Below are 21,366 nucleotides of genomic sequence, written 5' to 3'. Positions count from 1 at the left end.
GGAAAGGTGTGACTATTTTGATTAAAATGTTTTTTGCTGTATCATTCGACCATCATCGGAGATAAATAGCTATGGCACCTAACGCGCTCAACGGCGTTAAGATCATCGAATTCTGCACCACTATCAGCGGTGCCTATTGCGGCAAATTGATGGCCGATCTCGGAGCGGAGGTGATCAAGATAGAGCCGCCGGTGATCGGAGACGAAGCGAGAAGAAGGCCGCCTTTCCAGAACGATGACCCGGACCCCGAAAAATCAGGGCTCTTTTTGTATATCAACACCAACAAGTTCGGCATCACCCTCGATCCGTCGAAGCCCAAAGGTAAAGAGATCTTTGAGCGGCTGGTCCGCCAGGCGGACATCCTGATCGAAGATCACCGACCCGGCGAGATGGAAGAGATGGGGCTCGGGTATGATACATTAAAAAAAAGCAATCCCGGTCTCATCATGATGGCCATTACGCCATTTGGCCAGACAGGCCCCTACAAGGACTATAAAGCCTACCAGCTGAACATCTCACACATGAGCGGGCAAGGCTATCTGCTGCCGCTGGTGGCGCCGGACCTGGATCGTGCGCCGGTTCAAATCGGGGGCAACAGCGGCAACTTCGATGCCGGGCTGACGGCTTCCCTTGCGGTCATGGCCGCCCTGTTCCGGCGGGGAGCGTCCGGCAAAGGGCAATACATCGGCATGTCGAAAATGGAAGCCTCGATCGCCATGCAGCGTGTGGAAAGCGTGACGTTTCCCAACAGCGGCATCAATATGAGTCGCAAGGGGGAGTCTCTGCGAATGAGCGGCAACGGAATATTTCCGTGTAAGGATGGTTTCGTCTCCATTGTGACTCCCGAAGAGCACCAGTGGCAAAATTTCATGAAACTGATCGGCGATCCCCCATGGTCTAAAGAGCCCTGGTGTCAAAACCGATTTGAGCGCGGCAACCATGCGGAGGAAATCAACGCCTATATCCTGGAGTGGATGAAGGACAAACCCAAGGAGGAGATCTTCAGAAAAGGCCAGGCGTTCAGTGTGCCGGTGGCACAGATCAACACGGCCGAAGACGTGGTGTCCTCCCCCCATTTCAATGCCCGGGGCTTTTTTGTGGAAATCGACCACCCGGTGATGGGAAAACTGGAGAAATTCCCATCTCGTCCCTACCGGTTCTCCAAAACCCCATGGGCGGTCGCAAGACCGGCCCCATGCCTGGGAGAGCATAACGAGATGATATTTTGTGAAAAGCTCGACTACACCACCGAAGATCTGGAAACTTTTAAAGATGCGGGAATCATATGACAACAAGACAAAAAGGGGAACTCATGGACAATATCGGCCCCTTGGAGGGTATCCGGGTCGTTGAATTCACATCGGCCTGGGCCGGTCCTTACGCCACCTGTCTGCTCGGCTTTCTGGGCGCCGAAGTGATCAAGGTGGAAAGCCGGCAACGACCGGACCATTCGAGGATAATCTCTTTTACGACGGGAAAGGCATTTCAAACCCTCGATGAATCGGAAGTCTTCAACAATCTGAATCTGAACAAGCGCAGCGTCTGCCTGAACCTGAAAATGCCCGAAGCGGTGGAAATCGCCAAAAAGCTCATCCAGGTCAGCGATGTGGTCATGGAAAATATGCGACCGGGTGTGGTGCCGCGTCTCGGCCTGGGGTATGAGGATGCCCGAGCGATCAAGCCGGACATTATCTACATCTCTTCTTCGGCGTGCGGCCAGACAGGACCGGACAGGGAGTATATCGGCTATGCACCGACCTTTGCCGCCCTGGCCGGATTGCCGCATGTGACCGGCTATCCCGATTGGCCCCCGAGTAACTTTCTCGGCTCCATCGATTTGAGAAGCGCGTGCACATCGGCCTTCGCCATCCTGGCCGCGCTCTATTATCATCAGCAGACCGGAGAGGGACAGTATATCGATCTGGCCTCCCAGGAGGCCATCGCCACATATGCCGGCGATATCTTCCTGGACTACGTGATGAACCAGCGGGTTCCCATGCGCCAGGGCAATCGGAACGACGTCATGGCACCGCATAACTGCTACCGCTGTAGAGGCGAGGACAAGTGGATCAGCATCGCGGTGGCCACCCAGCCGGAGTGGGAAAACCTGTGCCGCACAATGGGCCGAAGCGATCTCATCGACGATCCCCGGTTTGCCGGCAATGCCCGTCGCAAGGCGAACGAGGCCGAACTGGACACCATCATGTCCGCCTGGACCGGGGACAAGGATCCCTATGACGTGATGGCCCTGTTGCAACATGCCGGTGTTGCCGCCACGCCGTCCATGTCCAGTGAAGCGCTTTTCAACGATCCTCACCTGAAAGAGAGAAAGGTCTTTCGGCAGGTCGATCATCCCGTCATCGGCAAAAACTGGGTCATTGCACCGCCTTGGCAATTCTCCGAGACGCCGGCGGCCATCCGTTCGTGCGGTCCCAGGATAGGGGAGCACACCGAAGAAATCTTCAAGGACTATCTGGGGATGTCTTCGGATGAAATTGCCAGGTTGAAAAACGGCAATGTAATCTATTGAAATTGAAGTTAATACTGGACGACATAGCAGTGATCGGACTCGATTCAATTATAAAACGCCAAAAAAACAAGCATTGGACAATAGATTTTGGATCGATGTTCTGACAAAACCCATTGATGAGACCCATGTCAGGCTCAAGGAGAGGGTCAGAACATAGAGATGGCTTAATTGCAATATCGGCACAATACGCAGATAGTCTTCTCCTATTATAGCTACCTTCCGCAGCAAGCCCTATGATTGCGAGCCCTTGCCGCCGGTCTTCGAAGGAGTTCTACCCAGGCCAGTCACAATCCTTACCTCCTTGTTGGGATTGCCCTTGGCCTTGTCTTCCGCCTTGGAGCCGGCGGTCACGTAAACTGGCTCCTTCCGGTCCTTGAGCGGATTGAGAATCTTTTCGACGTGTTGCCTTTTATTCTGGCGATATCCGACAGCCAGATCCTCTCCCGCCGGGCACACGGCCATGCAGTAGCTGCACCGGTAAGTCATTCTGAACATCAGGGATTGCCACATCAAGGCTGTCTCCCGGTCATCGAAATACCTGTGATATCCAGCCATGTCCTGGGAGGTTACCATGGCCTCTACCCGTAACTTCCCGAAGGCCTCGACTATCGGCTTGGATGTCAATAGTTGGCGCCAGGCAGGCGGGGCCCAAGAAATGATTTCCCACTTTCCTACTTGCCAGCGGTGCAGCCCGTCATTGCAATTTCGTGAGGCGGTCGGCCCTGTCCGCCACTTCGGCCTGGGCCCTCAACTGCATGCGCTCCATGTAGGCATCCATCATGTTGGCCGGAACAGGGCGGATCTGGCCCTCAGGCTTTCGCTCCAGGCTGATGGCCTCCGTTGGGCAGGTGGTGACGCATAGGCCGCAGCCGATGCAGCGGTCCGGGTCCACAACGGCCACGCTGTCATCGTCGATGGTCAGCGCCTCCATCTGGCAGCGCTCCAGGCAGGTCTCGCAGCCAATGCATTCGTCCCGATTCACGCTGGCCACAAAGGCCGACGAAGCCAGGCTGGCCGGTTTAGGGTGCATTTTGAAGGCCTTGAGCGTCTCGCAGCAATCGCCGCAGCAACAGCAAAGCGCCACGATCTTCTGGGCGTTGCTGGGCTGCAGCACCAGGCCGGTCTCCTCGGCCCGTTGCAGCACCGCCAGGGCCTCCGTCTCGTCTATGGCCCGACCCAGGCCGTTGCGTTCGTAATAATCAGCACCCCAGCCGAAGCTCAGGCAACTCTCCAGGGGCTTGTCGCAGCCCTCTCCCATCATCTTGTGTTCCTTACGGCAAATGCATGGCGAGACTACGATCTTTTTCTGGCCCTTGATCAATTCCCTGGCCTGCTCGTAGACCAACACCTCGCCCCTGGCATCGATACTCTTTTCCACCGGGATGGTGCGCAGTTGGGGCGGCAGGTGCTGAGAAGCCTTCTGGAACTCCGGCATGTACTCTCTGACCATGCGGTTAAACTCTGGCTCCAAGCGGTTGAGCTGGTATTCCCAGATGCCGATGACAAAGGGCGCAGCCATGTACATCGGTTCCTTGCCCGGGGGTTTGAGACTAAAGATCAGGCCCTTGGCCGACATGTCCTCCAGCATTTCGGCCACCTTGGCAGCTTCCATACCCGCCCGCTGGGCCACGGCCTCGGCCGGTTGGGGCGTGGGCTGCAGGTGCACGGCCAAGTTGGCGTATTCCGGGGTAAACAAGTACTTCAAGATGCGCAGCTCCACGCCGGATTCGGTGGCGGGGTAACCTTCAGGCAGGCTGTCGAGATGTTTGGCCAGGTTTTGATAAAGCATTTCATCATTCATTTTATTTACTCCTTGTTATAAATCTTCCGGCGAAAGCACTCTGTACTCGACCGAGAAATGCCTACCGTTTGTTGATGGTGTTATTGATTCTAACATTTTGATATTAAATTAATATTAAAACATTCAAGGGGGCCTTTCTAAGCCTTCAATTTCGCTTTTTCAACCTCGGCGGTGACGCAGTAGATGCCCTTGCCTTTCATGCCCGGTTTGAAGCAGGCGTTATCCGATTTACACAACGCCCTGCGACGGTCGCCCGACTTCCAGCGGTTTACAAGGTCGGGCTCGCGAATGAAGGGACGGCACATGGAGATGAAATCCGCCGTCCCATCCGCCAATAGCGCTTCAGCCGTTTCGAAAGACCGCATGCCACCCACAAGGATTAAAGGGATCTTGAACTGATTGCCAAGGGCCCGGGCTTCGGTCTTAAAATAGGCCTCCTGCTCCTCGTTCTTTACCATCCGGCTGGGACTCATCCGGCCGCCCGTGATCACTCCACCGCTGATCTCCAGGGCATCCAATCCGGCGTCCGCCAGCATCCGCGCAACCTGAAGCGCATCTGCGGTATTCAGTCCGCCCTCGACGAAGTCGCCGCAGTTGAGTTTCGCCAGAATTGGGAAATCGTGGCCCACGGTCTTGCGGACGGCACCCAGGACCTCAAGATGTATCCTGGCTCGGTTTTCGATGCTGCCTCCGTAATCATCCATGCGTCGATTATACAGAGGAGACAAGAACTGGCTGAGCAGGTACCCGTGCGCGCAATGCAATTGCACGCCATCAAATCCTGCAGACTTAGCCCTCTTGGCCGCTTCGGCGAACGATACCGTAAGCGCCCGGATATCCTCGAGAGTCATCTCGTGGCGGGGTGTCTGAGCCAGTCCCTCGAAGTCCGACACCACCCAGGGCTCAAGTCCCGTCAGTTGTTCGACGGCAAAATTTCCTGCATGGGCGATCTGCATGACGATCTTGCCGCCGTTTTCGTGGACGGCTGCCGCCATCTCTTTCAGTCCGTCGATCAGACCATCTTCATGCACGCCAATCTGCCACGGTCCGGCCTGGCCCTCCTTCCGGACATAGGCGTGACTGGTGATGATCATTCCGACGCCACCTTTGGCCAGCGCAACCATGGTTTCTGTCAGTTTTGGCGTCACCTTACCGTCGTCCGCCGCCATACCTTCCCAAGTGGCTGACCGGACAAACCGGTTGGAGAGTTCCATGCTATTGATCACTCCGGGTTCAAAGAGCTTACTCATGAGAAAAAGTCCTCCTGTTTCCGTAAATGTTTATGCTCGTTATCGGCACGCAATTTCGTCTCAGGCCCTGAAGTGGCACCGGGGATATTGATGATAAATGACATTGAGTCCTTTTCGGCAGGTATAACCCTCACTGCGCGGATTCTCTTTGTCCGGCTGCACTTTAACCACTTTGTTGCTTTCCACCAGCACTTCAATGCTGCAGTTTTGCGGACACAGGACCCATCCTGTCTTAAACCATTTTTCCATAGTTAGGCTTCTCCGCTGAATATTCGGGTTCCGGGTGGATACAGATCTACCTTAGTCGTTGACACGGCAATTCAAAAGAGGCATTTATGACTTAAAACATGCCAAATAGGACATTTTTCCAAAGAGGTGCATATGCCCCACATAACACTTCTTGCATACGAAAACTGCGCAGCTTCAGGACTTTATGGCTTCATCGACGCGCTATCTATTGCCAACAGATGGCACAAGCATTTGAATAAAAACAGAAACGACACAGATCAACTGTTTCAATGGGATATCGTATCGCTGGACGGCAGGCCGGTGCAGGCAGAGGGCTGGATCACGATTATTCCCCATCGTAGCATCCATGACAAGGCACCAACCGACTTTATATTGATCCCCGGATTTCTTTTCCCACTGAAATTTATCGGCAACGTACCCGAGGAACTGATCGATTGGATCAGGTGTTGGCACAAGGACAATACCTTGATCGGTTCCACTTGTACCGGTGCGTTTCTCCTGGCCGAGACCGGTATCCTGGATGGAAGGACGGCCACCACCAACATCAATTTTGCGGCCTATTTCCGGAACCTGTACCCTTCCGTCAACCTGAAACCTCAACGGATTATCACGGAAGACAACGGCTTGCTCTGCTCGGGGGCCACCTCATCGTACCTGGACCTGTGTATCTACCTGATTGAAAAATTTGGCTTTGGAGAGCTGGCGGCCGTTACCGGCAAAATGATGCTGCTGGACCCCAAACGCAGCCAAGCGCCCTATGTGATATTCGATTATCAGAAACAACATGGCGACCGTGTTGTAGAAAAAGCGCAAAGCCAAATGGAAAAAAACTTTGGGGCACCAATCAGTGTCGAGTCCTTGGCAAAGGATCTGGGCATCAGCCCCCGCCATTTCATCCGCCGGTTCAAAAAGGCCACCGGCGACCCGCCGTTGGTCTATCTGCAACGCCTCAGAATAGAAATCGCCAAGCAAAAACTGGAGAATACGAGCCATGCGATAGAAGAGATTACACGGCAAGTGGGCTATGAAGACCCCAACTCGTTTCGCAGGCTTTTCAAGAAAAACACTGGCTTTTCACTAAGGGATTACAGGAATCGATTCAAAAGGAAGGCCTGACATGTGCAATTGCCAAACCCCGGGATCCTGGTCATGGGTGACTGCAACGATGGTCCCGGCCAAGACCACTTCGAGACGCGCTACCTGTTTTTCGACCTGATCGGCAATCTTCAAGGCGAGGTACTGATGGGGCCCCGCATCGATGTGATCTTCTATTGCTCTGCACCTTCCACCACCCAAAGTCCTTTCATATGATATTATTCCGAAGTGAAAAATGCTAAACAACCTTCATGGACGCCGCATTTCAGTATTTACAAAATGACTCACCCCTCGATCGGCTCGAGGTTTTGGCCGTGGACTGCCAGGCAACCGCGGCCAATCCCGAAAAGGGCCATTTGCTGGAAATAGGTTTCATGGCCGGCAGTGCGGCAAGGGCTGTTCCTACTGACGCTTGCCGGTCCCATTTGATCCGCCAACCTGAAGGTTCAGCGGTCCCGGCGCATGTATTGAAGATAACGGGCATTTCGGAGGCAGACCTGGATCGGGGCATCACCAATAGCGAGGCGGCTTGTATGCTTTTTGAAGCAGCGCGTCGTGTGGCTTCCCGCAATTCATCCTCTATGTGCCCGACGATCATCCATTATGCGCGCTTTGAAATTCCCTTTTTGGAACGGCTACACCGCGACAACGCCCTGGGGACGCCATTTCCGCTGGACATCATATGTACCCACCGTATCGCGCAAAAACTGCTGCCCGATCTTCCCCGAAAAGGTATCCGTGCATTGGCAGGATATTTTGGCCACCGTGTGCCGGTCCTCAAACGCAGCACCGGCCATGCCGTTGCCACGATGGGTGTCTGGCGCAATTTAGTGGCCCTGCTCTCCGAAGTATGCAACATTACCACCTATGGGCAGTTGCAGGATTGGCTTGCCCTGGCGCCTCGGCCCGTGCGAGGCAAAAGGGTATTTCCCATGCCCGCAGCGACCCGTCAGGCCCTTCCAGACCATCCGGGCGTCTACCGGATGCGCAGCCTCGGCGGCGATCTTCTTTATATCGGCAAAGCCAAATCGCTCAAAAAACGGGTCAACAGCTATTTTAGAAGCAGGACGCCACATCCGGAACACATCCTGGAGTTGCTCAGCCAGGCCCGGGATATCGATTTTTCCGTGACAGCATCGGCCCTGGAAGCCGCCGTTTTAGAGGCCGATGAGATCAAACGCAACCGCCCGCCATACAACAAGGCTCTGCAACCGGGTCAGCGCAGCCTCGTCTTTTTCAGCAGGGATCTCAAACGGTATGGCCCCGGCAGCAACCGGCAGCGGTGCATCGGGCCGTTGCCCAGCGGCCGAATGGCTGATGCGCTCACTGCCTTTGACCGCTGGTGGACCAGCCGTGAGTCAATACGGGATAAGGACCTGTTGGACATCGGCGGCCCTTTGCTGGCGCGGCCCCCGGACCGTCTGCCCAATGTCCAATGTTTGGAAGAGGGTTTAAACCTGTTTTACAATCTCCATCAGGAAGATCTGGCTCATCGCCCGCCCCTTCGCATGGTCACCGAACTGGGGGCTAAAATTTGGCGCGAGCGGTTGAATACCACTACCGCCATGGAATCGGGAGCTGATATACAGATCGAAAGAGACGATGATCCTGACCCGGCAGGGGGTGCGGCCGGCGACGAAGGCACCTGGACGCCGGAAAAAGTCGCCGCCACCCTGGCGGGCATCATCGTGCACAGCGCTCATTTGATCCGGCGCGGCCGCTGGTTTTGCCTGTTGAGCGAATCGTCGCTGGCATGGGGCTCCGAGCAGGACCCTCACCAGCTCAAGCATCTGGTGGTGTTCGAGCGTGGGCGCCTGAGCCATCGCTCGGTGCTACAGATCGAGCAAAGCCCTCCAGTACCGCCAGGACATCTTCGTTCCTGGGTTGATCGGCGAAACAACCTTGATCTCGCCACTTATGATCGGATGCGCGTGGTCACGAGCGAGTTGCGCAGGCTATTGGACAAGGATCGCAACATCCTGTTGCGATTGGGGCCGAATGTGTTTTTGTCTTCGTCTGATTTGCACAAGGCCCTTCGGTGGGTATAAGGATATAAAAAGCTACGGGGTACGCATGTGATAGGGAGTATGTAATCAAAAGGTCGGTAAGAACTTTTTCCGCGGCATCGTGCTCACCTCATCGCAGCAGCCGTAGGACAAGTCCCCAAAGGTGCGATGATCTGTCTCCATGCGGTAATGGTGAGCTCATCGGCACCTCGGCGCTGGACCGGCTCACCACCGAATCGTTGAAAGCCGCCACGGACATGTGGCGCCGGGTCCAATCGGAGTATCAGCGGGGGATCCGAACCATGCGCGCCATGGAGTTGGAGCTGGTCCATAAAAACGGGGACACCTACTGGGTGGAGATACGGGCCAAGTTCTTCGAAGAGCCGGACGAACCGATGAAGCTGATCGGCCTAACCCGGGATATCACCGCCCGCAAACGGGCCGAGCAGGCGCAGGCGGACTTGAACATACGACTGGCCACCGCCCTTGCGGAAAAAGAACATCTACTGAAGGAGATGAAGATCCTCAAGGCCCTGCTGCCCATCTGCAGCGGCTGCCGCCGCATCCGCGACGATCACGGCAAATGGTGGCCCCTTGAACTCTATGTCAAGGAACACACCAACTCGTCTTTCTCCCACACCATCTGCCCGGGCTGCAAGGATGTGCTCTATCCGGAAATGGAATAGGATCCCGTCAACCTTCAGGCGACCGCGTCATACCAGTCCAGATTCGGGGCGATCTCCTTGCTCCTACCGCTAAAGAAGCTCTCTATCCAGGCATCAATCGATAGGGCTTCTTCATGTCTCCCTTATAGTGTTCAATTTTTTTTGATATTTGTATATGACAATTACGAACAAAAATACGTAAAAAAAAGTCAGGCAATCAAAATTATCATTATATTCTTGACCGTTAGCTTATAGAGCAATAGAAGCTCGATATCTCACTATTGGCCATTACTTATGGAGCTACGATGAACAAACTCGAATTGATAACGAAGCTGGCAGAGGAGCAAGGGCTTTCCAGGGCGGAATCCAAGAACGTGGTTGACCTGTTTTTTAACCACGTATCCGACGCACTCATCAGAGGCGACCGCGTGGAGATCCGAGGACTGTGTTCCTTCAAGGTCAAAGAGTACGACAGCTACACGGGGCGCAACCCCAAAAGCGGTGAAATGGTCACGGTCAAGCCCAAGCGGTTGCCGTTTTTCAAGGTGGGAACGGAACTGAAAGAGCGCGTTGATGGTCAATAGTGGCTCTGACCGCTACGGACTGTTCGGCACTTACACCTTATAGAATTACGCCATGCCTGGCACACTAAAAAAGGCAGAGCCTCAATCGAGGCCCTGCCTTTTTTTTATATGCCGTTTGATTAGCGGACTATATCTGTTTGCCTATGTTATGAAGCTCTGCCTTGAACCCTACCTGGCTACAGTTTGCACGCTGCCACGGCCACTCGACCGTTGATGCAGTGATTGATGAAGTACCCAAGAACTATTATCGTCAGCATGATTCCAATCATAAGGCACCTTCCTTTTGTTGCTTATCCCTGAACGTCGATTCCCATGTCACAGCCCAGATGCTCATCAGGGTTGTCGCATTTGAAATTGGCTTCACGGGTGTCCACGTGTCCCTCGTTCCTGTCGTCAAAGTAGTCTTGAATTCTATTGTCGTCCATATGTCACCTCTCCGGTTGATTTTCTTGGTTTTTGGTTTGTGTTTCATTTGCCAATAAGATGCGGCTCAATGGGAGTTGTGCAATGCGGACCGATTGGATGGGTATTGGTAGGATGAAACCACCATCATGGAGATTCGTGGCTGTTTGATCGGGCTACCGCGTGGCTTTTTAATTGAAGGAGGAATACCATTGAAACCCACCGATCTAATGGAACGTGGCCGCGGACTATGCCATCAACGCGGTGTTAAATGATGCCGGATTTAAGACACCGGCCGGGTTCCTGTTGGATGATTGCTTTGACGGCAAGTCGGCCGAGGCGATCTATGCCCTGCTGCCGGATCAGCAAGGCAGTGGCGGGAACGGGGGCGCAGATCCCGTCGGGTCCAGAGCCACGTCCGGACCGGGTGAGGTGCGGGATGCGCCAGGCAACACCGGCGCTGATCTGAAGCAGGCCGAAGCCCAATGGCGGGTAAACCTCGCCCAGGCGGCCCAGCAGGCCCAGGCCATGGGAAGTCTGCCGGCCGGTATCAAAAGGTCCATCGATACGGTGCTGCACCCTGCGGTCGATTGGCGAGTGCTGCTTCGGCACTTTGTCGAGCAGGCGGCCATAAACGATTATGCCTGGCTGCCGCCCTCGCGGCGGTATCTTGCACAGGGAATATTCCTGCCGGGTTTTCACTCCAAGGAACTGGGGCGGCTCGTGATTGCCGTGGATATGTCCGGGAGCGTCGATACCGTTGCCTTGAACCAGTTTGCAGCCGAGATATCTGCGATTTTGGAAGAGTATAACACCGTCATCGATGTCGTCTATTGCGATACCCGGATCCAGGCGCACCAGGTATATGGCAGAGCCGACCTGCCGTTGAAACTGAATCCCATTGGCGGTGGCGGCACCGACTTTAGACCCGTGTTTTAATGGGTCGCGACAGGGCTTGAACCCTGTTGCCTGATCTACTTTACGGACCTGGAGTGCAACCGTTTTCCTTCTGACACGCCGGACTATCCAGTGCTTTGGGTGCAGTTTGGTGTTGCTCGATGTTTGGTGCCGTTTGGCGAGGTCATTGAAATAACGGGAGGGGGGTGATCTTACGGAAACCGAGGAAATAAATCTCATCGACTTTGCGATGGAGGTGGGAAAAAGCGTCTTAATGCAAGCCAAGGGGGATTCTTCCCGGATCGTGGCGGTGGGGATTGCTGCCGGTATTACGGCGTTGGCTGCCGGCGTCGGAAACGGGATCTACAAAGGAGGTCAGAAGCTATACGGGTACCTTGTGGATTGAAGATCGGGGGTAGGGCTGCCCCTGCCAGGTTTTTGACCTGGTGGGGGTGGTCGCTGCTATGTGCTGCTTGGATAAAGTCGACCGTATCACAACCATTTAACAATCTGATATTAAAGACATATCTGGGGTTTTGAAAGAGCAAAAATAGGTACCGAAATTCTACAGGTATCACAGGAGATTTTGAGATTTAGACTGAGGGGGGCGATGAAGGGCGCCTTCAAGAAGAATATATACTTTTCGGTTATTGATTTATTGTGCCAAACCGCATTTTGCCAAACAGCATAATACTGTTTAAGCGTAAAGATTATCGATCCATCGCATGGCCTCCGTATCGCTAATTTTCCCAAGGTACCGCTCCGTGGTTGACAAGTTGGCATGCCGTAAAATGACTTTGGAAATGATCTCAATGGGCACACCCGAGCGACTGGCATAAGTGGCGGCATGGCGTCTCAGGTCATGGGGTCGCAAATGGATGCCCACGACATTGCCGGCATTGGCTACCATCTCCCGGGCAGCTTCATAGCCAATTGGAAATACACGCTCATGAGGTCGGACCCCTTTTGCTTTGATGTAGTCCTTAAACCGTTCGGCAAGCCGCTGCAGGACGAAGATAAATTCCTGCTCTTTTCCGCTCTTGGGTTCCTTCAAGGTTAAGCGCCGGTCATTGATATCGGCGGGGGTTAGCTTTAACACCTCGCTGATGCGCATGCCGCCCCTGGCCATCAGTTCAAGCATCAAACGGTTTCTGGGTTTTGCGGTTCTGAAGATGATTTCGTCTACGGTCTCTTTTTCGAGCGGTATCCAGTTGTGAGATGGTCTGGCCCTGAAAAGCTTTTTCAGCATGGGTGTGTCGCAAGGGTTGCGAAAGTCAGCATCGATGTTGTTTTTGATAAAGTTGAAAAATGCCAGCAAATGTGAATAGCGTGTCCGTTTGGTTGTCGGCTTCTTACCCTCGGTGATGCGATTAATGAACGGTAAAATTCTTTCGACGGTGACATCTTCCAAGTGCACATTCCCGAACTCTTCATCGAGTAATTCAACCAAAGCCTGATAGGCGCGTATTGAATTTTCTTTGGAATGCGCCCTGTGGTACCCGAGCCAAGGTTTTGATGCCTCTGAAAGTTTCATGGAATACCTCCTTTTGTTGGATTCCCTCGGCAACCATTTTATTCACTCGCTTGATAAGACTTAGCATTTCCTTGACCTTTCGGGCACCTGCAGATATGACAGAACCATCTCTCTGATTCCGTCAACTAGAACTTGGATTATGATGGATTCGATCGTGTGCTCAACCTAATCGATTAATCCCACTTCGTATTGCGCGATAAGGAGAGTCACATCCTGATGGATAACCTATTTTTTAAAAGACCGATCCTCAACTCCCCTTATGAGTATCCATCGCGGCACTGGGAGCTCGATAAGGATGGCCAGCCTACTCAGAAAATCATTGAGCGACGACGTTTTGTCGAGCTGATCACACCGATACCCAAACCAAAAAAACGCCGGCAAAAAGCCCATGAACAACAACAATTCGTGTTCGACGAAGGCAAGGGAATCTCAACCCAGGTCCAGCGATATGACCCGACCCCAATCATCAATGAACTTCGCACTCAGGTTGACCGATGGCGTGAGCTCCCCAACCCCAACGATTGGCGCGTAACCCCTGAAACTGCCCGGTTGTTGCAACACTGGCGCGACCACCGCTTCGGCAACATTCGCCCTTTTTTTTGCCAGGTTGAGGCAGCCGAAACTGTCATCTGGCTGACCGAGGTGGCGCCCCAAATCGGCAAAGCCGGCAAGGGCTTTCTGGATCACTTGGTCAATGCCAACAACGATGCCAATCCGGAACTGATGCGGCTGGCCCTCAAAATGGCCACCGGTGCCGGTAAAACCACGGTCATGGCCATGCTCATCGCCTGGCAAACCATCAATGCCGTGCGTCGATCCGCCAGCAAAAGATTCACGCGCGGGTTTCTGGTAGTCACACCCGGCCTGACCATTCGCGACCGTCTGAGGGTGTTGATGCCCAACGACCCTGACAGCTACTACCAAAGCCGGGAGCTGATACCCAGCGACATGCTGGACGACCTGACGCGGGCCAAGATCGTCATCACCAATTACCACGCTTTCAAACTCCGCGAGCGCATGGAGTTATCCAAGGGCGGTCGCTCTTTGTTGCAAGGACGTGGCGCCGCTTTGAATACGCTTGAGACCGAAGGCCAGATGATCCAACGGGTGATGCCGGATCTCATGGGCATGAAACACATCATGGTGCTCAATGACGAAGCCCATCATTGCTACCGGGAAAAACCGGGCGAAGAAGATACCGCCGACCTTAAAGGCGATGATAAGAAAGAAGCGGAAAAAAGAAACGAAGCCGCCCGGCTCTGGATCACCGGCCTTGAAATCATCGGCCACAAACTCGGCATCACGCGCGTCATCGATCTATCGGCCACACCCTTTTTCCTGAGAGGGTCGGGTTATGCGGAAGGAACCCTTTTCCCCTGGACCATGAGTGATTTTTCCCTCATGGATGCCATCGAGTGCGGCATCGTCAAGCTGCCGCGGGTACCGGTGGCCGACAACATTCCCGGCGGCGACATGCCCAAGTTCCGCAACCTCTGGGAACACATCCGCACCCGCATGCCCAAGAAAGGACGCGGCAAAGCCAAGACCCTCGATCCCCTCAGCCTGCCCGTGGAACTGCAGACCGCTCTGGAAGCGCTCTATGGCCATTACGAAAAGACATTTAAACTATGGCAGGAAAACGGCATCCATGTGCCGCCCTGCTTCATTGTCGTGTGCAACAACACCTCCACCTCCAAGCTGGTCTACGATTACATCTCCGGCTTTCACCAGGAAAACGATGACGGATCGAGCACGTTGGTCAATGGCCGATTTGAGCTCTTCCGCAATTTCAACGAGCACGGCAACCAGTATTCCCGCCCATACACCCTGCTCATCGACAGCGAGCAACTCGAATCCGGTGATGCCCTGGACGAAAACTTCCGCAAAATGGCCGCCGATGAAATCGCCCGTTTCCGTCGAGAAATCATCGAACGTACCGGCGACCGTCGCCAGGCAGAGAACCTCACCGACCAAGACCTGCTGCGCGAGGTCATGAACACTGTGGGCAAGCAGGGGCGCCTGGGGGAATCAATCCGTTGTGTCGTCTCGGTCTCCATGCTCACCGAAGGCTGGGATGCCAACACAGTAACCCACGTGCTGGGCGTGCGCGCCTTCGGCACCCAGCTTCTTTGTGAACAGGTCATCGGCCGCGGCCTGCGCCGGCAATCCTATGACCTCAACGAAGAAGGGCGCTTCAACGTCGAATATGCCGATGTCTTGGGTATTCCCTTCGACTTTACGGCCAAGCCTGTGATCGCCCCACCCCAGCCGCCGCGGGAAACCATCCGCGTCCATGCGGTGCGACCGGAACGCGACCACCTTGAAATCCGATTCCCGCGGGTGGAGGGTTACCGGGTGGAACTGGCCGGCGAACGGCTCACCGCTACCTTCAATGATGATTCGTTACTGGAGCTCACTCCCGATATTGTCGGTCCCACCATCACCCGCAATTCCGGCATCATCGGCGAAGGTGTCGATCTCAACCTGCTCCACACCGGCGACCTGCGCCGCTCGACGCTGCTGTTTCACGTGACCCGGCGCCTGATTTTCACCCAGTGGCGCGACCCCGGCGAGGAGCCCAAACTGCATCTCTTCGGCCAGCTCAAGCGCATCACCAAACAGTGGCTCGACCAATGCCTTGTGTGCAAGGGAGGCACCTTCCCGGCCCAGCTTATGTACCAGGAACTGGCGGACATGGCCTGCGAACGCATCACCGCCGGCATCACCCGTTCACTTCTGGGCGACAATCCCATCAAGGCGGTGCTCGCCCCTTATAACCCCACCGGCGCCACCATCCACGTCAATTTCAACACCTCCAAAAAGAGCCGCTGGGAGACCGATGTCCGCCGCTGCCATATCAACTGGGTCATTTTGGACAGCGACTGGGAAGCCGAATTCTGTCGCGTGGCCGAAGCCCACCCCAGGGTCAAAGCCTATGTAAAAAATCACAACTTGGGATTTGAAGTGCCTTACCGATATGGATCGGAAAAGCGCATCTATCGGCCCGACTTCATTGTCCTTGTGGATGACGGCCAAAAAGACCCGCTCCACCTGGTGGTCGAAATCAAAGGCTATCGCCGCGAAGACGCCAAGGAGAAAAAAGCCACCATGGAGACCTACTGGGTGCCCGGGGTCAATAACCTGAAAAAATATGGCCGCTGGGCCTTTGCCGAGTTCACCGAGGTCTATCGCATCGAGTCCGATTTCGAGAATAGGGTCGAAGCCGAGTTCAACAAAATGATCGAGGACGTGGGAGTAAACGATGCGCCCGACGCGACCATGGAGGCATAATGGTTTTTGATCGCGACAAACCTTTCAATGATCTGCCGTTGCTGCCACCGGACGTGGATTTGGAATCCAAGGCGATTTTAAAGAAAGCCATTGCCGCCAATCGTGAATTGGCTGAACTCAAAGGCGCCGGCGATGCCATCCCCAATCAGGCCATATTGGTCAACTCCATCGTCCTGCAGGAAGCGCGTTTGTCATCGGAAATCGAAAACATCGTCACCACCAGCGACGAGCTTTACAAGGCCGCCGATGAAGATCCGAGCAAAGTGGACCAACCCACCAAGGAGGTCCTGCATTACCGCGAGGCCTTGTGGCATGGCTTCGAGAATCTGAAAACAAGACCGTTATCCACCAATCTTTTCATTGAACTGGTGGGGATCATCAAACAAATCGATCTGGGCATCCGCAAAGTGCCCGGCACCAAAATCGCCGACAGTCGAGGGCAAATCGTTTATACGCCACCAGAAGGCGAAGCTCTGCTGCGCGAACTGTTGGCCAACCTCGAACGCTTTATGAACGCCGAAGACGGCATCGACCCCCTGGTGAAACTGGCGGTCTTTCACTATCAATTCGAGGCCATTCATCCCTTTACGGACGGAAACGGCCGCACCGGCCGCATCATCAATATCCTTTATCTGGTGGAACAAGAGCTGCTGAAAATCCCCGTGCTTTACCTGAGCCACTACATCATCCGCAACAAGGCGGACTATTATGCCGGCCTGCGCCGGGTGACCGAGCAGAATGCCTGGGAAGAATGGATTTTGTACATGCTGGAGGCCATCGCCGCCACGGCCCGGCAGACACGGGACAAGATTTTTCGCATCCGCGACTTGGTGAATGCGGCCCAGGAAACAGCGCGCACCAAGGCCCCCAAGATTTATTCCAAGGACTTGATCGAGCTGATTTTTGAGCAGCCCTATTGCAAGATCCGCTTTCTGGAGCAGCGCGCCCTTGCAAAACGGCAGACCGCTTCCGTGTACCTCAAAACCCTTGAAGAGATCGGCCTGCTTCAAAGCCTGAAGGTAGGGCGCGAGGTCTATTTCATGAACATGCCTTTGCTGGCCATCTTAAAAGAATAGGGTGACGCCATCGACATATTTTTATAATGTGTCGAAAAAAAATTAAAATATCGACATATCGTAGAAACGTGTCGAAATTATTGACTGAATATCACTATTTCGTCTGTACCTTCTAACTTACTCGGAAATAGCATGGCCAAGAAAAAAACAAACTCCAAGCTGACCGTTGAAACCCTTACCCATGACGAGGCCACCCGCAAAAACATTCCCACGGCCGAATACCAGTCCGTGATGCGCACCGAAGAACTCTCGCCCCTGCGGGTGGCCTACGAGCGCCGCAACCGCGACCTCGACCCTCAACTGGTGTGGCGAGGCAAGGACGAGCAGGACTGGTCCGACCTAGTGGTGCATGCACCGCCTCTCTACATCCAGGAAAAGGTGCACCCCAAGGTGCTCATCGACGACCTGCTCAAAAAGGCCCAGGCCGCCCAACAACCATCAGGTGTGCCCGAGCAGCTTGATCTCTTTGCCGACTTTAACGGCCTGCCCAGCGATAACGCCCGCACCGAGTTCTACCAGCACGATGGCAACTGGTCCAACCGTATGATCCTGGGCGATTCCCTCCAGGTCATGGCCTCACTGGCCGAGCGTGAAGGCCTGCGCGGCAAGGTGCAGTGCATCTACATCGACCCGCCTTACGGCATCAAGTTCAACTCCAATTTTCAGTGGTCCACTACCAGCCGGGATGTGAAAGACGGTAAAGCGGATCACATCACCCGCGAGCCAGAGCAGGTCAAGGCGTTTCGGGATACCTGGCGGGATGGGATTCACTCCTATCTAACCTATCTGCGGGATCGATTGACCGTGGCGCGGGACTTGCTAACGGATAGCGGCTCGATTTTTGTTCAGATTGGGGATGAGAATGTGCACCTTATAAGGGCTTTAATGGATGAAGTATTTGGCAACAATAACTTTGTCGATCAAATCATTTTTCAAACTTCAAGTGGTAGAATATCTGATGGATTGGATGGCGTGTACGATATACTTGTTTGGTATGCTCGAAACAAGGAGCAGGCTAAATTCAGAAAATTAAAAAGAGAGCGCACAGAAAAACAACTTGAAACAGCATATACATATGTTCAGTTTCCTGACGGGACATTTAGGATGATGACCTCAGCTGAGCGCAATGGGCAATTGGATTTGCCACCGGGTGTAAAGCGTTTTAGGCCCGGACAGACTCAAAGCCAGTCGGGAGGAGAGTCCTCACGTTTTATCCTATCATTTCAAGGTACCAATTTTCAGCCTCCAAACACAGGGGGATGGAGAACTTCTATTGGCGGGTTTGAGCGCGCAGCAAAGGCTTGCCGTTTAATTGCCAGAGGCAAGTCGGTTGCTTTTCGACTTTGCAATGAAGATAATTTTTACATCCAGATGGCAAACATATGGACTGATACTGTATTTGTTTCTTTCGGGTCGGACAAAAAATATGTCGTCCAGACAAATCCGCTTGTAATTCAACGTTGCATTCTCATGGCGACAGACCCCGGCGACCTCGTCCTCGACCCCACCTGCGGCTCGGGGACCACGGCCTATGTCGCCGAACAATGGGGACGTCGCTGGATCACCATTGACACATCCCGTGTAGCCCTGGCCCTCGCCCGTGCCCGCATCATGGGCGCCCGTTATCTGTATTACTTGCTATCCGATAGCCGCGACGGGCAGCTCAAGGAGGCCGAGGTCACCCGCACGGCCCCATCCGAAGCCCCTGCCCACGGCGACATCCGCCAAGGATTCGTCTACGAGCGCGTGCCCCACATCACCCTCAAATCGATTGCCAACAACTCCGAAATCGACGTGATCTGGGAACAGTACCAGAAAACCCTGGAACCCCTGCGCGCGAAGCTTAACCAGGCATTGAAGAAGCAATGGGAGGAGTGGGAGATCCCCCGCGAGGCGGACATCAAATGGCCTGACGCCGCCCAAAAGCTCCACGACCAGTGGTGGCAACGGCGTATCGCCCGCCAGAAGGAGATCGACGCTTCCATCGCCGCCAAGGCCGATGTCGAGTATCTCTACGACAAACCCTATGAAGATAAAAAGAAAGTCCGCGTGGCCGGCCCCTTCACGGTGGAAAGCCTTTCACCCCATCGCGTGCTGGGCGTAGATGAAAACGACGAACTGATTGACGGCGTCTCCCAATCCAACGCCAGCCACTTCGAAGGCTATGACTTCACCCAGATGATTCTGGATAACCTGAAAACCGCCGGCGTCCAGCAGGCCCACAAGGAAGACAAGATCCAGTTCATTTCCATCACTCCCTGGCCCGGCGATCTGGTATGCGCCGAAGGCCTCTACCAGGAAGGCGACCAGGCCACCGGCAGCCAGAAACGCGCCGCCATCTTCATCGGCCCGGAATTCGGCACCGTCTCCCGTCCCGACCTGGTGGCTGCTGCCCGGGAAGCCGGAGACGCCGGTTTCGATGCCCTCATCACCTGCGCCTTCAACTACGACGCCCACTCCTCAGAGTTCGCCAAACTCGGCCGCATCCCCATCCTCAAGGCCCGCATGAATGCCGACCTGCACATGGCCGACGACCTCAAGAACACCGGCAAGGGCAACCTCTTCGTCATTTTCGGCGAACCCGACATCGACATCCTCAATGCCCAAGATGGCCAAATCCAGGTCAAGATCAACGGCGTGGACGTCTTCCACCCCAACACCGGCGAGGTGCGCAGCGACGGCTCCGACGGCATCGCCTGCTGGTTCATCGACACCGATTACAACGAAGAGAGCTTCTTCGTCCGTCACGCCTATTTCCTCGGCGCCAACGATCCCTACAAAGCCCTCAAAACCACCCTAAAAGCTGAAATTAGCGCCGACGCTTGGGCCACCCTCAACAGCGACACCTCCCGCCCGTTCCATAAACCCAAATCCGGCCGCATCGCGGTAAAGGTAATCAACCATTTGGGGGATGAAGTGATGAAAGTGTTTAAGGTGTCATAATGAATCGATTTGGTATATCATCCTATTTATTCAATTAGGAGAATTGCCATGCCAAGTGCAGACCAAATAAAAGCCCTGTTAAAATCGCACATTGAAGGCGATGATCAGCGTTTCTATTCAGTGGCCATGCAGCTTGCTGCTCATGAAGCAAGAATGGGACACGGCAAACTAGCTGAGGAACTGCGGGCGCTCATTGATCGAGCCAAAAGTCAGAACGCCACTGAAAAACCGACGCCCATCAGCCGTCCCCGGGGCGAACTGGCCAATCTGCTAACGGTTTCTTATCCAAAAAACCATTTAAACGATATGGTGCTGGATGATGAGCTGAAACAACAAATTGAGCGTGTCATCAGGGAACAGCGGCATGCACAGCAGATTTTGGCACATGGCCTTTCACCACGTCGCAAGCTTTTGCTGGTTGGGTTGCCAGGGACAGGCAAAACGATGACCGCTTCAGTTCTGGGTGGAGAGTTGGGTATTCCCTTGTTTCAAGTCCGCCTGGATGGTTTGCTTACAAAATATATGGGAGAAACGGCTGCAAAATTACGCCAGATATTCGAAGCAACAAACAAGGCGCGTGGGATTTATTTTTTCGATGAATTTGATGCCATCGGTTCCCAACGCAGTTTGGGGAATGATGTCGGCGAAATTCGACGTATACTCAATAGTTTTTTACAAATGATCGAACAGGATTGCTCCCACAGTCTTATTCTTGCCGCTACCAATCATGTTGAGATTTTGGATTATGCACTTTTTCGGCGATTTGATGATGTGCTGCAGTATAACCTCCCATCCGAAAGTCAGATTGCACTTTTATTGAAAGCGCGACTATCAAACTTTTGCCAGAAGGATATATCATGGAGTAGACTTGCCCAATCAGCGGTCGGGCTGAGCTATGCTGAAATCACCAGGGCTGCCGAGGAGGTATTAAAGGAGGCCCTTATTCAGGGCCGTGAAAATATCATTGAAACAGATATCTTTAAAATGCTGGCCGAAAGGAAGGCTGTAACAGAAAAACTACAGAACAACAGATAGTTCCGAGA

Annotated in this window: 17 protein-coding genes and 1 pseudogene; 12 read left to right on the top strand and 6 right to left on the bottom strand. The window is 54.0% G+C overall.

From position 1 onward, the window contains the following. The first annotated feature begins 71 nt into the window (after window positions 1-71). Together DFT_RS15410 and DFT_RS15405 are read left to right on the top strand one after the other, a co-directional pair. Window positions 72-1,289 (top strand): CaiB/BaiF CoA transferase family protein, encoded by a 1,218-nt coding sequence (locus DFT_RS15410; RefSeq protein WP_054032037.1) that lies wholly within the window; start codon window positions 72-74, stop codon window positions 1,287-1,289. After that, a complete protein-coding gene (locus DFT_RS15405) occupies window positions 1,286-2,530 on the top strand; it encodes a CaiB/BaiF CoA transferase family protein (RefSeq protein ID WP_083453535.1) in 1,245 nt (414 codons plus the stop codon). The genes DFT_RS15410 and DFT_RS15405 overlap by 4 nt, the downstream gene beginning before the upstream one ends. A gap of 231 nt (window positions 2,531-2,761) precedes the next feature. Here the strand turns inward: DFT_RS15405 and DFT_RS15400 are convergent, their stop codons facing one another. From DFT_RS15400 to DFT_RS15385, 4 genes are all read right to left on the bottom strand, one after another. Further along, window positions 2,762-3,103, bottom strand: coding sequence for a hypothetical protein (locus tag DFT_RS15400; protein ID WP_152972013.1), 342 nt, complete (start codon window positions 3,101-3,103; stop codon window positions 2,762-2,764). A gap of 121 nt (window positions 3,104-3,224) precedes the next feature. Beyond that, window positions 3,225-4,331 (bottom strand): ATP-binding protein, encoded by a 1,107-nt coding sequence (locus DFT_RS15395; protein ID WP_076750584.1) that lies wholly within the window; start codon window positions 4,329-4,331, stop codon window positions 3,225-3,227. Between the two features lie 137 nt (window positions 4,332-4,468). Then, window positions 4,469-5,581 carry an NADH:flavin oxidoreductase gene (locus DFT_RS15390; protein ID WP_054032034.1) on the bottom strand — a complete coding sequence of 371 codons (1,113 nt, stop codon included), beginning with the start codon at window positions 5,579-5,581 and terminating at the stop codon, window positions 4,469-4,471. Window positions 5,582-5,641: 60 nt separating this feature from the next. Next, on the bottom strand, window positions 5,642-5,830 hold the full coding sequence (locus tag DFT_RS15385) for a hypothetical protein (protein ID WP_054032033.1): 189 nt from the start codon (window positions 5,828-5,830) through the stop codon (window positions 5,642-5,644). Between the two features lie 132 nt (window positions 5,831-5,962). Between DFT_RS15385 and DFT_RS15380 the strand changes: the two genes are divergently transcribed. The 5 genes from DFT_RS15380 (at window position 5,963) to DFT_RS15360 (ending at window position 10,180) form a co-directional block, all read left to right on the top strand. Then, entirely contained in the window at window positions 5,963-6,946 is a 984-nt protein-coding gene (locus DFT_RS15380; protein ID WP_054032032.1) for a GlxA family transcriptional regulator, read from the top strand. A 33-nt stretch (window positions 6,947-6,979) separates the two neighbouring features. Next, window positions 6,980-7,141: a hypothetical protein gene (locus tag DFT_RS26285; protein WP_161807176.1), complete on the top strand. Its 162-nt coding sequence runs from the start codon at window positions 6,980-6,982 to the stop codon at window positions 7,139-7,141. Between the two features lie 317 nt (window positions 7,142-7,458). Next, window positions 7,459-8,973: a GIY-YIG nuclease family protein gene (locus tag DFT_RS15370; RefSeq protein ID WP_161807175.1), complete on the top strand. Its 1,515-nt coding sequence runs from the start codon at window positions 7,459-7,461 to the stop codon at window positions 8,971-8,973. 44 nt (window positions 8,974-9,017) lie between these two features. Next, entirely contained in the window at window positions 9,018-9,617 is a 600-nt protein-coding gene (locus DFT_RS15365) for a PAS domain S-box protein (RefSeq protein WP_083453534.1), read from the top strand. A gap of 284 nt (window positions 9,618-9,901) precedes the next feature. Continuing rightward, the gene (locus DFT_RS15360) at window positions 9,902-10,180 is read left to right on the top strand and encodes an HU family DNA-binding protein (protein WP_054032028.1); all 279 of its coding nucleotides are present in this window, start codon (window positions 9,902-9,904) and stop codon (window positions 10,178-10,180) included. A 290-nt stretch (window positions 10,181-10,470) separates the two neighbouring features. Here DFT_RS15360 and DFT_RS26990 read toward each other — a convergent pair whose 3' ends face one another. After that, a complete protein-coding gene (locus DFT_RS26990; RefSeq protein ID WP_268750675.1) occupies window positions 10,471-10,605 on the bottom strand; it encodes a hypothetical protein in 135 nt (44 codons plus the stop codon). Window positions 10,606-10,819: 214 nt separating this feature from the next. Between DFT_RS26990 and DFT_RS15355 the strand changes: the two are divergent. Continuing rightward, window positions 10,820-11,689: pseudogene (locus DFT_RS15355) on the top strand (vWA domain-containing protein). A gap of 487 nt (window positions 11,690-12,176) precedes the next feature. Here the strand turns inward: DFT_RS15355 and DFT_RS15350 are convergent. After that, window positions 12,177-13,013, bottom strand: coding sequence for a tyrosine-type recombinase/integrase (locus DFT_RS15350; RefSeq protein WP_235506242.1), 837 nt, complete (start codon window positions 13,011-13,013; stop codon window positions 12,177-12,179). Window positions 13,014-13,229: 216 nt separating this feature from the next. Here DFT_RS15350 and DFT_RS15345 point away from each other — a divergent pair, with 216 nt between their 5' ends. From DFT_RS15345 to DFT_RS15330, 4 genes are all read left to right on the top strand, one after another. Next, window positions 13,230-16,304 (top strand): BPTD_3080 family restriction endonuclease, encoded by a 3,075-nt coding sequence (locus tag DFT_RS15345; protein WP_054032026.1) that lies wholly within the window; start codon window positions 13,230-13,232, stop codon window positions 16,302-16,304. Beyond that, a complete protein-coding gene (locus DFT_RS15340) occupies window positions 16,304-17,380 on the top strand; it encodes a Fic family protein (protein ID WP_054032025.1) in 1,077 nt (358 codons plus the stop codon). Before DFT_RS15345 ends, DFT_RS15340 begins: the two co-directional genes overlap by 1 nt. Before the next feature lie 132 nt (window positions 17,381-17,512). Further along, entirely contained in the window at window positions 17,513-20,323 is a 2,811-nt protein-coding gene (locus DFT_RS15335; RefSeq protein ID WP_054032024.1) for a site-specific DNA-methyltransferase, read from the top strand. A 48-nt stretch (window positions 20,324-20,371) separates the two neighbouring features. Beyond that, a complete protein-coding gene (locus DFT_RS15330; protein WP_054032023.1) occupies window positions 20,372-21,358 on the top strand; it encodes an AAA family ATPase in 987 nt (328 codons plus the stop codon). The last annotated feature ends 8 nt before the right edge of the window (window positions 21,359-21,366 follow it).

It is taken from the genome of Desulfatitalea tepidiphila (assembly GCF_001293685.1).
Taxonomy (GTDB): Bacteria; Desulfobacterota; Desulfobacteria; order Desulfobacterales; family Desulfosarcinaceae; genus Desulfatitalea; species Desulfatitalea tepidiphila.
This window is presented reverse-complemented; position numbering and strand designations above follow the sequence as displayed.

What these genes read in the sequence shown, in the direction of transcription:
- DFT_RS15330 (WP_054032023.1), top strand. Translation starts at nt 20,372, where the DNA reads ATGCCAAGTGCAGACCAAATAAAAGCCCTGTTAAAATCGCACATTGAA.
- DFT_RS15395 (WP_076750584.1), bottom strand. Translation starts at nt 4,331, where the DNA reads ATGAATGATGAAATGCTTTATCAAAACCTGGCCAAACATCTCGACAGC.
- DFT_RS15390 (WP_054032034.1), bottom strand. Translation starts at nt 5,581, where the DNA reads ATGAGTAAGCTCTTTGAACCCGGAGTGATCAATAGCATGGAACTCTCC.
- DFT_RS15405 (WP_083453535.1), top strand. Translation starts at nt 1,286, where the DNA reads ATGACAACAAGACAAAAAGGGGAACTCATGGACAATATCGGCCCCTTG.
- DFT_RS15410 (WP_054032037.1), top strand. Translation starts at nt 72, where the DNA reads ATGGCACCTAACGCGCTCAACGGCGTTAAGATCATCGAATTCTGCACC.
- DFT_RS15340 (WP_054032025.1), top strand. Translation starts at nt 16,304, where the DNA reads ATGGTTTTTGATCGCGACAAACCTTTCAATGATCTGCCGTTGCTGCCA.
- DFT_RS15380 (WP_054032032.1), top strand. Translation starts at nt 5,963, where the DNA reads ATGCCCCACATAACACTTCTTGCATACGAAAACTGCGCAGCTTCAGGA.
- DFT_RS15370 (WP_161807175.1), top strand. Translation starts at nt 7,459, where the DNA reads ATGCTTTTTGAAGCAGCGCGTCGTGTGGCTTCCCGCAATTCATCCTCT.
- DFT_RS15385 (WP_054032033.1), bottom strand. Translation starts at nt 5,830, where the DNA reads ATGGAAAAATGGTTTAAGACAGGATGGGTCCTGTGTCCGCAAAACTGC.
- DFT_RS26285 (WP_161807176.1), top strand. Translation starts at nt 6,980, where the DNA reads ATGGGTGACTGCAACGATGGTCCCGGCCAAGACCACTTCGAGACGCGC.
- DFT_RS15350 (WP_235506242.1), bottom strand. Translation starts at nt 13,013, where the DNA reads ATGAAACTTTCAGAGGCATCAAAACCTTGGCTCGGGTACCACAGGGCG.
- DFT_RS15400 (WP_152972013.1), bottom strand. Translation starts at nt 3,103, where the DNA reads ATGGTAACCTCCCAGGACATGGCTGGATATCACAGGTATTTCGATGAC.
- DFT_RS26990 (WP_268750675.1), bottom strand. Translation starts at nt 10,605, where the DNA reads ATGGACGACAATAGAATTCAAGACTACTTTGACGACAGGAACGAGGGA.
- DFT_RS15360 (WP_054032028.1), top strand. Translation starts at nt 9,902, where the DNA reads ATGAACAAACTCGAATTGATAACGAAGCTGGCAGAGGAGCAAGGGCTT.
- DFT_RS15335 (WP_054032024.1), top strand. Translation starts at nt 17,513, where the DNA reads ATGGCCAAGAAAAAAACAAACTCCAAGCTGACCGTTGAAACCCTTACC.
- DFT_RS15345 (WP_054032026.1), top strand. Translation starts at nt 13,230, where the DNA reads ATGGATAACCTATTTTTTAAAAGACCGATCCTCAACTCCCCTTATGAG.